Source organism: Arthrobacter dokdonellae (genome assembly GCF_003268655.1).
Lineage (GTDB): Bacteria > Actinomycetota > Actinomycetes > Actinomycetales > Micrococcaceae > Specibacter > Specibacter dokdonellae.
The window spans coordinates 2,889,559-2,902,178 of record NZ_CP029642.1 but is presented as its reverse complement, the minus strand read 5'-3'; the positions used below and the strand labels follow the sequence as shown (position 1 = coordinate 2,902,178).

Here is a 12,620-nt window from a genome sequence, read left to right as displayed (position 1 = left end):
AATCGACACGAGGACTGAGAAATGACAGAGCAATCGACCCTGCTGGAAGCCACGGAAAGCAGGACGGAGACCGACTTCATGGGGTCCCGGGAGATCCCTGCGGCCGCCTACTGGGGCATCCAGACCGTTCGTGCAGTGGAGAACTTCCCGATTACGGGGACAAGGATCTCTGCCTATCCTCTGCTGGTACAGGCGTTGGCCCAAGTGAAGCATGCGGCCGTGCTGACCAATTTCAATCTGGCCCTGATTGATGCCGCCAAGAAGGAGGCCATCGCGCAAGCCTGCCGGGACATCGAACAGGGCCTGCTGCTGGATCAGTTTGTTGTGGATGTAATTCAGGGCGGCGCCGGAACGTCGACAAACATGAATGCGAACGAGGTTATCGCGAACCGGGCGCTGGAGCACATGGGCCTCGCCAAGGGCGAGTACTCCGTTGTCCACCCAAATGGTGATGTGAACATGGGCCAGTCCACCAATGACGTGTACCCCACCGCGATTAAGATCGCCACCATCCAGGGGGCCCACGAGCTGTTGACTGCAATGGCGCATCTCCGCCAAGCACTCCTGCGCAAGGCCGTTGAGTTCGATGACGTGGTGAAAGTCGGCCGGACGCAGCTGCAGGACGCCGTGCCCATGACCCTGGGCCAGGAATTCAGCACGTATGCCGTGATGGTGGACGAGGACGAACGGCGGATCCGGGAGGCCTTGGTTCACCTGCACGAGATCAACCTCGGCGGGACCGCCATAGGTACAGGCATCAACACCCATCCACGTTACGCCGCCGAAGCCTGCGCACACCTGCAGGGCATCAGCGGTCTGCCGCTTGTCACAGCCGGCAACCTCGTCGAGGCAACCCAGGACTGTGGTGTTTTCGTACTGTTCTCCGGGATGCTAAAGCGAGTCGCAGTAAAGCTGTCAAAGATCTGCAACGACCTGCGGCTGCTGTCTTCCGGGCCACGGGCAGGCTTCGCTGAAATTAACCTTCCCCCGCGGCAGGCTGGCTCGAGCATCATGCCAGGGAAGGTCAATCCGGTCATTCCGGAAGTCGTGAACCAAGTTGCCTTCGAGGTCATCGGCAACGACCTGACCATCACGATGGCCGCCGAAGCCGGGCAGCTGCAGCTGAACGCGTTTGAGCCGATCATCGCCCGGTCCATGTTCGCCAGCCTCACCCACCTCACCGCGGCATGTCGAACGCTGGCGGACCACTGCATCGACGGGATTACCGCCAACAAGGAATATCTCCGCTCACAGGTCGAAGCGAGCATCGGGGTCGTCACCATCCTCAACCCGCTTATCGGTTACGACGCGGCCACCTCCATCGCCCGGCAGGCGCTCTCAACGGGGCGCAGCGTCACCTCCTTGGTCCTGGAACGGGGTCTCCTCACGACCGACGGACTCAAGGAGATCCTCCGCCCCGAACACTTGGCGAACCCTCAGGCCCGCGCCGAACCCGTCCCCATCAGCAGCTAAGTAGGCAACATGCCCACACTTGCCAAAGCCTATGTCGCGACTTCGCCCACCGCCGCCTTGGAGCCCGGCACCATTGAGCGCCGCGACCCCGGTGACTTCGAAGTACGCATCGCCATCAAGTTCACAGGAATCTGCCACTCCGATATCCACACGGCGCGTGGCGACTGGGCGAGCGTTAAGTACCCGGTGGTTATTGGGCACGAGATTGCCGGAGTCGTGGAGGCGGTCGGAGCCCGAGTGACGCGCCATGCAGTGGGGGACCGTGTGGGCGTGGGCTGTTTTGTGGACTCCTGCCGTGACTGCGTCAACTGCCGCGCCGGCGAGGAACAGCACTGCCTCGCAGGCTCCACCAGCACGTACAACTCTGTGGGCCGGGACGGCCTGCCCACCCAGGGGGGTTACAGCACCAGCATCGTGGTGGATGAGAATTATGTGCTGCGGATTCCTGACGGCATTCCGCTTGATTCCGCCGCCCCTCTGCTATGCGCCGGCATCACCATGTACTCGCCTCTGCGGAACTGGAACGCCGGGCCGGGGAAGCGCGAAGCCATCATTGGCATGGGTGGGCTAGGCCACATGGGCCTCAAGATGGCGGCTGCGATGGGCGCCGAAGTGACCGTGCTCAGTCAGTCACTAAAGAAGCAGGAGGACGCGCTCGGCCTGGGGGCACAGCATTATTACGCCACGTCCGACCCCGGCACGTTCGAAGTCCTGACGGGTCACTTTCATCTGATTATCAACACAGTCTCGGCCGATATCGACGTCGACCAGTACCTTTCGCTGCTTGCCTTGGACGGCACCATGGTTCTCGTCGGGCTGCCTTCCAAGCCACCGACGCAGCGCGCCTGGTCACTTATTTCTTTGCGGCGCAACCTCGCCGGATCCAAAATGGGCGGTATAAGGCAGACGCAGGAGATGCTCAATTTCTGCGGAGCCAGCGGCGGCCTTGGAGCAGAAGTTGAGGTCATTCCAGCCAGCAAAATCAACGACGCCTTCGACCGGGTTATCGCCAGTGACGTCCGGTACCGTTTCGTGATCGACGCCGGCACGTTCTAGGGCACTCCAAAGCGAACAGGGAGGGGCGCTCCACCAGGTCAACAGCCTCTGTGAAACCTTGGGTCAAGGGACCTCGAACATGCTTTTGGACAGGCGCTACCACCAGAGGCCATGCGCCAGCCTGGTAGCTTAGAGCACCGCAGACCTAAGCCGGCAAGGGGTAGTGCCTACGCAAGCACGACGAATCCGAGTGTCATCGGCTCCAATCCATCTTCCGGCGCTTCGTGCCTTCATTCTCTCGGGGGCCGGGCTTGCGGACGAGCTCTGGATGGTCGGTGATCGTTGGAATGCCGCCCGCAAAGAGGATGCTCGGCCCCAGACACGAGACGACTGCCCGCATCCGACAGGACGTCCGGCTCACAGCTGATCGGGCCTGGATCACCGTCTGGCGCGTCCATACCGAACCGATGGCGACCCGTCCGCACTGGCCCAGGTGAACACCAAGGTCAGCGACACCCTCGCCGGCAAAGCCTGGCCCGTCGCCGCCACCATCCGGCGCGCCGCCATCGCCCGAAGACTGAGGGCGGCGTCAGACAAACGAGCCGACGCTGCCGCCAGGCTCGACATCACAGCTGCTCGCTGGGCACGCCCGGTACCGAAGCCATCCTGCAGCGTCGCATGGAGAGCCGGATGCGGTGAGAGTCGCACATCCGGTTAGGCGGGCAGCCACGGCGAAACCGAGCCCAGCAATGGGCAAACGGGCGCGCCGTGGCTGACCAACTAAAAACTCATTAAATTGAACACCGCGCCGTATCGGGATTGGCCCTTCCAGGGGCGTCCTCTGACGTTGTCTTGACTCCGTGGGTCGTGGCTTTTGGTTGCCGCGCGGATCAGTGCCCCGTTGGCCGCGCCTTGGATTTCCGCTACCGGTCCGACAAGCTCCGCGGACGGTTGTGGCTCAAGCGTGCCATAGTTCCTGGTTCGCCCTATCCACGGGGGCGCCCAGAGTGGTGTTCGTGAATTCGGGCCGTTCAGGGAAGTTTTGAATAGTGTCGACGACTCTTTGCGGCCATTGGGAATCCGTGTCGATGGATTGCGATAGGTACGTCATGATTGCGAGGGCGTGGTGGAGCCTGACCACGGCTTTCGCGCCGGTCCTGATGGTGCCCGAGCGCGCCCCGTTTCACCGGCCATGCCGTCTTGGCGGGGCTCGTCGGCGCGCATCCACAGCAGGATCAGGGATGTGAAGTGCTTGGAGAGGACCGGTTTGGGCGTGTCGCTCATGCGGTTCTCCTAGCTGGTTTCGGTGTGGCCGGTGGTGGAGTTGGTGAGGAACTTTGCGGCGATGGGTGCGAACTTTTCCCAGTATTGGAAGATGCCGCCATGACCGGAGTTGGGGTAGATGATCAGCTCGCTGTCCTTGATGCGCTGGTTTAGGTCAACGGAGAGGATGGAGGGGACCATGCGATCGTGGTCGCCGTTGGCGATCAAGGTCGGCTGGGTGATCACGGACAGGTCCGACGGCGCGGAGCGTCCGTACCGTTGGATGGCCTTGAGCTGGCGGCTGAATGACTTGTTGCTGATGGGCTGGTCCCGGTCCGCGGTGCGCTCCTTGAGACGTTCGACGAACGCCTTCCCGGCTTGCTTTCCGTCGTTGTCGCGGTTGAAGAAGAGGAATTCCTTCGGATCGGAGCGGGTAATGATGGAGCGGAAGATGTCGTAGTAGGTCACTCCGACAACCTTGTCCATGTCTCTGCCGCCGCGCGGACCTGTCCCCGTGAGGACGAGCTTGCGGACCAGATCCGGGTGCTTGACGAGGAGGTCTTGGGCGATCATGCCGCCCATTGAGAAGGAAAAGATGTCGATCTTGTCGTATCCGAGCGCGGTGATGAACTTGTAGGCGTCCTCCGCGGCTTCCTCAAGCGTGTCGGGGACTGTGCCGGAGGAGGCGCCGACGCCTTGCTGGTCAAAGGTGATGACGTGCCTTGTTTGTGCGATCGGGTCGATGATGCGAGGGTCCCAGTTGTCAAGGGTCGCTGCCAGGTGCACGAAGAACACGACGGGAACACCTCCCTTCGGGCCGAGCTCGCGGTAGGCGAACGTGATGCCTCCTGCCGTGATGGTCTTCGCGGGGGCTTTTGCGTAGGACGTGATGACTGGTTCGCTAGCTGTGTTCATGATGTTCTCTCCTTTTGTTTCGTGACGTGAGATGTTGTTGATCTATCGGTTTGTCCGGTGCGGCGGTTCGGTTACGGGGCGGTGATGACGGCTTTTCCTCGGATCCCACCCTTGGCGAGTGCGTCGAGGGCCTGTGGGGTCTCATCGAAGGGAAAGGTCTTTCCTATGACGGGGCGCAGCGTGCCGTTGTCGACGAGTGTCGCGATCTGACGGAGCTGGTCACCGCTGGCGTCCATGAGGAGGAATTCGTAGCTCACGCCGAGCTTCTTCGCCTGCCTGCGGATCTTGCTGCTCAGTGCTGTGATCGCCAGGCGCAGTATCGGATTTAAGCCTGCCTTCTTCGCGAAGGCGGGGTCGGGTGGGCCGGAAATCCCGATCGCCTTCCCGCCGGGGCGCAGGATGCGCAGGGACTTCTCGAGGTTCTCCCCGCCACGACTGTCCAAGACCAAGTCGTACCCGGAGAGTTCCTTCTCGAAGTCCTGGGTGCGGTAGTCGATCACCACGTCCGCTCCGAGTTCGCGGACAAGGTCGGCATTCTTCCCGGCGGCAGTGGTGGCGACGTGGGCGCCGAGGTACTTGGCGAGTTGGATCGTGATCGAACCGACGCCGCCCGCACCGGCGTGGATGAGGACCTTCTGGCCCGGTTTCACGTTGACTCTGACGACGAGCGCCTGCCACGCGGTGAGGGCCACCAACGGCAGTGATGCAGCCTCGACGGGGCTGATCGTAGCGGGCGCGAGGGCCAGATCGGCCTCGTTGATCGCGATGCGCTCAGCAAAGGTGCCAATGCGGTGATCACGCGGACGGGCATATACCTGATCACCAGGCTTGAATCCTGTCACCTTGCCGCCAGCGCGGATGACGGTGCCGGCGACGTCGTGACCCAGGGTGAGCGGGGTTTTGTAAGGAAGGATCGCCTTGAATTCGCCTTCGCGGATCTTCTCATCGAGTTGGTTCACCCCGGCCGCGAGCACCTGCACGAGGACATCCCGCTCGCCAACGGTGGGTTCGGGAACCTCGGCTTCGTGCAGGGGCGCCTTGTATTTGTCGAATACGAACGCTCGCATAATGATTTCTCCTTGTTATGAGTCTTGGGGTTGATAACGGCGGTCAGCGCTGCAGGAACCGCGTGATGATGTCGGTGACGGCGTGCCTGTTCTGGGGAACGACGCTGTGGCCTGAGTCGGTGAAGACGCGAACCTCGGCGTGCGGGAACCGGGCCAACAGCGGTGCGACATTTCCCATGGGGACCATCCGGTCGCTGTCGCCATGCAAGATGAGGGCCGGACCGGTGAACGTGTCGTCGTCCGGCTGCTCGTGTCCCCATCGATTCACCGCGCGCAGCTGCGCGCGCAACACCATCGGGGTGACCAGCTTGTCCCGACCGGTGCGGCGCAGCCTAATGCGGGCCTGATAGGCATTCGCGGCCTGCCTGCCATTGGGAGTGCGGGTGAAGAACAGCAGCGTCGTGGCGGGCGTGAACGTGATTACGCCGCGGAGGATGTTCCGGATCATGACTTTCGTCATTGCTGTCAGTCCGGGTCCACCCTGCGGACCAGTACCGGCGAGAATGACGCGCTCCACCAACTGGGGGGCCAGTCGGAGGATCTCCTGGGCAGCCATGCCACCCATTGATAAACCGAGCACATCCACCCGGGTCAACCCCAGCGCATGAATCACCGAGATCATGTCCTTGGCCATGTCCTCGAACCGACCCTGCACCGAACCTGTGGAAGCGCCGACGCCGCGATACCCGATCAGGATGACCCTCCTGCCTTCCGCGAGAGCGTCTACAACCTCCGGGTCCCAGCTATCCAGGTTTGCGCCCAGATGCGTCAGCCCCACCAACGGCACGCCATAGTGCCCGTTGCCGAGCTCGCGGTACACGAAGCGCACTCCCGCCGCGGTCACGGTGAGGGTGGGAGTGTCGACGAATCGCCCCGGAACGGCGTTCGGTCCCTGCTGTGTCCTCGTCAAGTCGGCTCCTTGCTCCATTCTGTGCTCAGTGGTTATCCGGCGTGGTTCCGCTTTTATCAAAATTGAGTATACTCAAGTTTGAACATACTCAATTACTTTGTCAAGGGGGAGGGTGTTATGAATTCCCATCCGGATCCGCCGGGCCGGCGGGAGCGTGCGAAGCAGGACAAACGAGTCCGGATCATGGAAGCCGGGCGCGCTCTGTTCGCCGAACACGGAGTTGGTGGCGTGACCACACAGCAAATCGCCGACCGGGCCGATGTTGCTATTGGGACCTTGTACTTGTATGCGTCGACGAAGGCGGAGTTGTTGATTTTGGTGCAGAATCAGAAGTTCGCGACCGCCATCGACGACGGACTCACCGCCGCCTACATCGCCGCACGCGCCGGGGCGCCCACGATAGGGGCGGTCCTCGGACTCGTGGAACCGGTCGTGGCGTGTATCCGCGAACAGCCTGAGAATGGCCGAACCTACCTCCATGAGCTCGTCTCAGGCGACCCCTCTGAACCCCACCGCCGCGAAGGGCTCGCCCTCTCAGCTCGGCTGGAAGACGGCCTCGCCGCCATCCTCACCGATGATCCGGACATCGGCCCGTCCGATGCGTACAGTCTCGCCCGGGTAGTCACCTCGATCATCCACGTGACCACTATCGCCACCGTGCACCTGCACGAGACACCAGCCGAAATCCTGGACCAGATCCGCCAGCAAGTCACAGCCGTCCTGCCCCCACCACCACACGGCATAACCGCCACCAACACCTCATTCAGATTAAGAAAGAGAAACCAATGAACACCACCTGGAGCAGCCATTTCGACGTCGTAGTCCTCGGCGCAGGTCCCGGCGGCTATGTTGCCGCGATCCGCGCCGCCCAACTCGGCAAGAGCGTCGCTGTCATCGAGAAGCAATACTGGGGTGGGGTCTGCCTGAACGTTGGCTGCATCCCTTCCAAAGCGCTGCTACGCAACGCCGAACTCGCCCACACCTTCCACCACAAAGCTGATCTATTCGGCATCAGGGGGGACGTGACCTTCGATTATGGGGCCGCGTACGATCGCAGCCGCACCGTCGCTGACGGGCGGGCCAGGGGAGTGCATTTCCTGATGAAGAAGAACGCCATCACCGAGATCGACGGCTACGGCACCTTTCGCGACGCCGGCACCATCGAGGTCGCCCTCAGCGACGGTGGCACCGAGAACGTCACCTTCAACGACGTCATCATCGCCACGGGCTCCACCGTCCGACTGCTACCCGGCGTGGAGCTCAGCGAGAATGTGGTCACATACGAAGAGCAGATACTCTCTCGCCAGCTGCCCGAGTCGATCGTGATCGTCGGTGCCGGGGCGATCGGCATGGAGTTCGCTTACGTACTGGTGAACTACGGGGTCAAAGTCACCATCATCGAGTTCCTTGACCGGGCGCTGCCGAACGAGGACATCGAGGTATCGAAGGAAATTGGACGCCAGTACAAGAAACTGGGCATCGACATCCTGACCTCCACGAAAGTTGAGACCATCGACGACGACGGAACATCCGTCACCGTGGCTTACGCGGCAGCAAGCGGTCAGCGCTCGAGTATCCGAGCCGACAAGGTCCTCATGTCAGTAGGCTTCGCTCCCCGCACCGGGGGATACGGACTCGAAAACACGGGCGTTGCCCTGACTGGAAGGGGAGCGATAGGCATCGACGACTACATGCGCACCAACGTGCCACACCTGTACGCGATCGGTGACGTCACCGCGAAACTCCAACTTGCCCACGTCGCGGAAGCCCAGGGAGTCGTCGCAGCTGAAACCATTGCAGGGGCCGAGACCATGACGCTGGGCGACTACCGGATGATGCCCCGAGCCACGTTTAGCCAACCCCAGGTTGCCTCCTTCGGCCTCACTGAGCAGCAGGCCCGCGACGAAGGCTACGATCTTAAGATCGCGACGTTCCCTTTCACCGCCAACGGCAAAGCGCAAGGGCTTGGCGAGCCAAGCGGGTTTGTGAAGCTTATTGCGGACAGTAAGTATGGGGAACTACTTGGCGCGCACATGATTGGCGCGGATGTTGCCGAGCTCCTTCCTGAACTCACGCTCGCCCAGAAGTGGGACCTCACGGCGGGCGAACTCGCCCGCAACATCCATACGCATCCCACTCTCGGTGAAGCCCTGCAGGAAGGTTTCCATGGACTGCTTGGGCACACGATCAACCTGTGAGAACAATTAAGGCGAGACCGTGCCGCGAAGTTCGGGCCCAGGCGCGTGAACTTGCGGTCACGGCCAGGCGTCTGTTGCCTCTAGCGCTGCAAAATTACCTGGATCTGGGTCCTGATCTCCGCCAGCAGTTCCTCGACGGTCTTTGTCGCGTTTCCCGTGGCGGACATGGCCAGGAACATGATGGCGGAGATGATGTGCGCAAGAGTTGAGGCCGCGGTAGAGTCGATGCGCTGATCTCGTTGAAGTACGACGGCGACGGCCTCCTCTGTCTGAAGTGAGAGACCGAGCGCTTCGCGGCGGTGTGGTTCCTCCGGGTCACCAAAAACCATCTCCTTCAGGTAGCTTCGGCCGTTGTCGACCTGGATTCGGTTGCAGTGGACCACTTGGGTGAGGATCGCCATGACGGCTTGAAGCATGTCGGGAGTCTTCTCCGCGGCGGCTCTGCCCCGCACGAGTGAATCGGCGTAGCTGGAGTTTTGCACCATGAGCAGGAGCTCGCCCTTGGACTTGGCATAGAGGAATAAGGTGCCGGCTCCGATGTCGGCTTTTTCGGCGATTTGCTGTGTGGTGACATCGTCGACCCCATATTCGGAAAAGAGTTCGCCGGCGGCTGCCACGATGCGGTCCAGTTTGGCTTGCTTGTTCCGCTCGCGCCGACCGAGGGGCTGGGAAGTTTCTGGCACGATGGTCCCTTCAGGAATACAAATCGATTGCGCTCAGTTATGAGTATAGTCGGTACAGTTTGGGCTCGGATATGGGTCAACTCATTCTCCCATGACGGCCCGGAGCTCCCAGCTTTGCGGACCGTGGCACCGGCGTTGTGCCCTCCCTATTTCGAAGGAACATTTTCCCCATGACTTTGTCTTCTCTGTGGCAACCATTCACCCTGGGCCGTGTGGAACTTCCCCACCGGCTCGCGCTGGCGCCGATGACCCGCAACCGGGCCAACCCCGACGGTACTCCTGGCGATCTTGTCGCCGAATACTATGCTCAGCGCGCGTCCCTGGGGCTGTTGATCACCGAAGGCACCCAGCCCTCGGCCGACGGGCAGGGCTACCTGAACACCCCCGGCATTTATACCCCGGAGCACATTGAAGGGTGGCGGAACGTCGCCGATGCCGTGCATGCCGGTGGTGGATCGTTGTTCATTCAGTTGATGCACGCGGGCCGGAACGCCCACCCGGACAACACCCCGCATCACCGCCAGCCGGTGGCGCCGTCGGCCATTTCGGCCGGTGTGGACATTGCGACCCCGAGTGGACAGCAGCAGACACCGGTGCCGCGTGAACTGGGCCTCGAGGATATTCAGGCCACGGTTGCCGAGTTCCGCCACGCCGCAGCCTCGGCGATCGTCGCTGGCGCCGACGGCGTGGAGATTCACGGGGCCAACGGTTACCTGCTGCATCAGTTCCTGTCCCCGAACGCGAACCACCGCACCGACTCTTATGGTGGATCGATCGAGAACCGCTCCCGCCTTGTCATCGAGGTGGCCCGTGCTGTGGCGCAGGAGATCGGCGCAGACCGCGTCGGCATTCGCTTGTCGCCGTCCATGCCGTCGGGTGGCATTAATGAAGGTGAGGTTGCCGATGTGCGGGCCCAGTATCGTCACCTGGTTGGTGAGCTGGCTGGCCTGAACTTGGCTTATCTGCACCTGCACCACGTGGGCGACGATGAGTTGTTGCAGTCCTTCCGTGAGGTCTGGCCGACGGCGGTGCTCGTGGTCCGCTACGGACGCACCCGCGAGCAGCTCGCCGCTGACATCGACGCCGGCTTTGCCGATATCGCCCCGGTGGGTCGTATGGCACTGGCCAACCCCGACGTCGTCGAGCGTCTGCGTGCCCAGGCGCCGATGAACGAGCTGGACCCCGCCACGATCTATGCCGGCGGCGCGTCCGGATACACCGATTACCCCGTCCTGGCGAACGTCTAATAATCCCTGAACCGCAGAAAGTAGGAAAAACCATGCCCTCACTTAAGGGAGCAGTTGTCCTGGTCACCGGAGCCAACGGTGGCATTGGCACTCATTTTGTCCATCAAGCCCTGGCCCGGGGCGCGGCCAAAGTCTATGCCTCCGCCCGCAACCCCCGTGTCTGGGATGACGAGCGGATTGTGCCGCTGGTTCTGGACGTCACCGACGCCGCCTCGATCCGGGCCGCCGTCGAAACGGGTCCGGATGTGACGGTGTTGATCAACAACGCCGGTGCGTCCACGCCTACGCCCGGGATTCTGAGCCACACCGATGAGGAAATCCGCACCAATGTGGAAACGAACTTTTTGGGCCCGCTCTTTTTGGCCCGCGCGTTCGCACCGATCCTCTCCGGCAGGACCGGATCGGTCATCATCGATATCCACTCGGCTCTGAGCTGGTATGCCGTGGCTGGAATTTACAGTGCCACGAAAGCCGCCTTGTGGTCGGCGACGAACTCCCTGCGCCTGGAGCTAGCACCGGCCGGCGTTCACGTGGTCGGAGTACACGTCGCCTATGTCGATACGGCCATGGCCTCCCACTCCAGCGATCCGAAGAAGGACCCAGCGGACCTGGTGCGCACCGTGTTCGATGCCGTTGAAGCGGGGGAGTACGAAGTGCTGGCTGACGACACTTCCGTCAACCTTAAGGCCGGCCTGAGCGCCCCCATCGAAAAGCTCTACCCACAGCTAACCGCCATAACCGCATAAACAGCGATGGCGCCGTGGGCATGACACGACCACGGCGCCAGCGGCACGTCGAATCGTCGGCCGCTGAACTGTCCGCACCGCTGCGCTTCGCGGAGACGCCATCCCAAATCTGACAGCCGGCCCTCGGGTAGTTGCAACCCCTGGCTGGCTGCAGTCGCGACAAAGCTGTGACGGCGGAGCGTCACAGCTCGGCAATGATGAGTTTCTTCATGTCGAGCATCCGCGCAAAGGCCCCCGGGTGCTGCATGAGCTCGCCCATATTCTGCGGCACGATTTGCCAGCTCAAGCCGTAGCGGTCCACCACCCAGCCACATTGTTCGGCCTCGGGTACGCTGGACAGCGCCTCCCACAACCGATCGATCTCGTCCTGATCTGCGCAGGAAATTTCCAGTGACAGCCCTGGTGTAAACGTGAATTCGTGCTCGGTGCCGCCATCCATGCCGGAGAACCACTGACCGGCAAGTTTGAATTCGGCGAACATGATGCCGTTTGCTTCGTCCGGGTGGGGCATGACCGTGCCGGTGCCTGAATCAGGGAGAAGCCCCGTGTAGAGGTCGATTGCCTGCTGGGCCCGTGCATCGGGTCCGGTGAAAAGGAACTGCGGAATCACCTGTGGCCGCCGGTCTCCTGCAGTATCGCTCAACATCAGCTGCCAGTTCACTCCAAAGCGGTCTTCGACCCAGCCGTAGAGCTTGCTGAAAGGATATTCGCCTAACCCCATGCGCACCTGGCCACCTTCCGCGAAGGCCTCCCAGATGCTCTGGATGCGGGCGCGTGCCTCATCCTCGCCGCCGTCGAACAGGAGCGGATCCATGTTCAAGATGAACGAGATGGCAGGTGTTGGGCGGAATTCATTCCCGGCATTGATGAGGCGGATCTGGTAACCGCTGACGGTCACATCCACGACGAGGGCTTGCCCGGCGAAATCACGTTGGAAGTCCAGCAAGCCCTCCGTTGGATAGTTCATGGTTGTCGTCGCTGACGTTTGCGGAAGCACCCCAGAGTAGAACTCTCCGACCTCCACCGCGTTGCCTTGACACCATACGTTGGGCACGATCCGTTGCATGATTCCTCCTCGAAGTGACTTGTTTCAGCATGCCACGGGCGTCCATGGCCTTCAAT

At 61.9% G+C, this 12,620-nt stretch carries 12 protein-coding genes; 6 read left to right on the top strand and 6 right to left on the bottom strand.

Annotated elements, in window-relative coordinates:
* Nucleotides 1-21: 21 nt before the first annotated feature.
* On the top strand, nucleotides 22-1,473 hold the full coding sequence (gene aspA / locus DMB86_RS12865; protein ID WP_227878356.1) for an aspartate ammonia-lyase: 1,452 nt from the start codon (nucleotides 22-24) through the stop codon (nucleotides 1,471-1,473).
* 9 nt (nucleotides 1,474-1,482) lie between these two features.
* Nucleotides 1,483-2,529, top strand: coding sequence for an NAD(P)-dependent alcohol dehydrogenase (locus DMB86_RS12860; RefSeq protein ID WP_113718161.1), 1,047 nt, complete (start codon nucleotides 1,483-1,485; stop codon nucleotides 2,527-2,529).
* Nucleotides 2,530-3,576: 1,047 nt separating this feature from the next.
* On the opposite strand, the gene DMB86_RS20620 is transcribed toward DMB86_RS12860, so the two are convergent.
* The 4 genes from DMB86_RS20620 to DMB86_RS12840 form a co-directional block, all read right to left on the bottom strand.
* Nucleotides 3,577-3,753 (bottom strand): hypothetical protein, encoded by a 177-nt coding sequence (locus tag DMB86_RS20620; protein WP_171814484.1) that lies wholly within the window; start codon nucleotides 3,751-3,753, stop codon nucleotides 3,577-3,579.
* Nucleotides 3,754-3,762: 9 nt separating this feature from the next.
* Nucleotides 3,763-4,647, bottom strand: coding sequence for an alpha/beta fold hydrolase (locus DMB86_RS12850; RefSeq protein ID WP_113718159.1), 885 nt, complete (start codon nucleotides 4,645-4,647; stop codon nucleotides 3,763-3,765).
* 71 nt (nucleotides 4,648-4,718) lie between these two features.
* A complete protein-coding gene (locus tag DMB86_RS12845) occupies nucleotides 4,719-5,714 on the bottom strand; it encodes an NADP-dependent oxidoreductase (protein WP_113718158.1) in 996 nt (331 codons plus the stop codon).
* Between the two features lie 43 nt (nucleotides 5,715-5,757).
* The gene (locus DMB86_RS12840) at nucleotides 5,758-6,624 is read right to left on the bottom strand and encodes an alpha/beta fold hydrolase (RefSeq protein WP_171814483.1); all 867 of its coding nucleotides are present in this window, start codon (nucleotides 6,622-6,624) and stop codon (nucleotides 5,758-5,760) included.
* Between the two features lie 117 nt (nucleotides 6,625-6,741).
* On the opposite strand from DMB86_RS12840, the gene DMB86_RS12835 reads away from it, so the two are divergent.
* Entirely contained in the window at nucleotides 6,742-7,413 is a 672-nt protein-coding gene (locus DMB86_RS12835; protein ID WP_113719554.1) for a TetR/AcrR family transcriptional regulator, read from the top strand.
* Nucleotides 7,410-8,822 carry a dihydrolipoyl dehydrogenase gene (gene lpdA, locus DMB86_RS12830; RefSeq protein ID WP_113718156.1) on the top strand — a complete coding sequence of 471 codons (1,413 nt, stop codon included), beginning with the start codon at nucleotides 7,410-7,412 and terminating at the stop codon, nucleotides 8,820-8,822. The genes DMB86_RS12835 and lpdA overlap by 4 nt, the downstream gene beginning before the upstream one ends.
* An 80-nt stretch (nucleotides 8,823-8,902) precedes the next feature.
* On the opposite strand, the gene DMB86_RS12825 is transcribed toward lpdA, so the two are convergent.
* Complete coding sequence (locus DMB86_RS12825; RefSeq protein ID WP_113718155.1) at nucleotides 8,903-9,505, bottom strand: TetR/AcrR family transcriptional regulator; 603 nt, start codon at nucleotides 9,503-9,505, stop codon at nucleotides 8,903-8,905.
* A gap of 170 nt (nucleotides 9,506-9,675) precedes the next feature.
* Between DMB86_RS12825 and DMB86_RS12820 the strand changes: the two genes are divergently transcribed.
* Both DMB86_RS12820 and DMB86_RS12815 read left to right on the top strand, forming a co-directional pair.
* Nucleotides 9,676-10,752: an alkene reductase gene (locus DMB86_RS12820; RefSeq protein WP_113718154.1), complete on the top strand. Its 1,077-nt coding sequence runs from the start codon at nucleotides 9,676-9,678 to the stop codon at nucleotides 10,750-10,752.
* Between the two features lie 32 nt (nucleotides 10,753-10,784).
* The gene (locus DMB86_RS12815) at nucleotides 10,785-11,498 is read left to right on the top strand and encodes an SDR family oxidoreductase (protein ID WP_113718153.1); all 714 of its coding nucleotides are present in this window, start codon (nucleotides 10,785-10,787) and stop codon (nucleotides 11,496-11,498) included.
* 181 nt (nucleotides 11,499-11,679) lie between these two features.
* Here the strand turns inward: DMB86_RS12815 and DMB86_RS12810 are convergent, their stop codons facing one another.
* On the bottom strand, nucleotides 11,680-12,564 hold the full coding sequence (locus DMB86_RS12810; protein WP_113718152.1) for a VOC family protein: 885 nt from the start codon (nucleotides 12,562-12,564) through the stop codon (nucleotides 11,680-11,682).
* Nucleotides 12,565-12,620 lie beyond the last annotated feature (56 nt).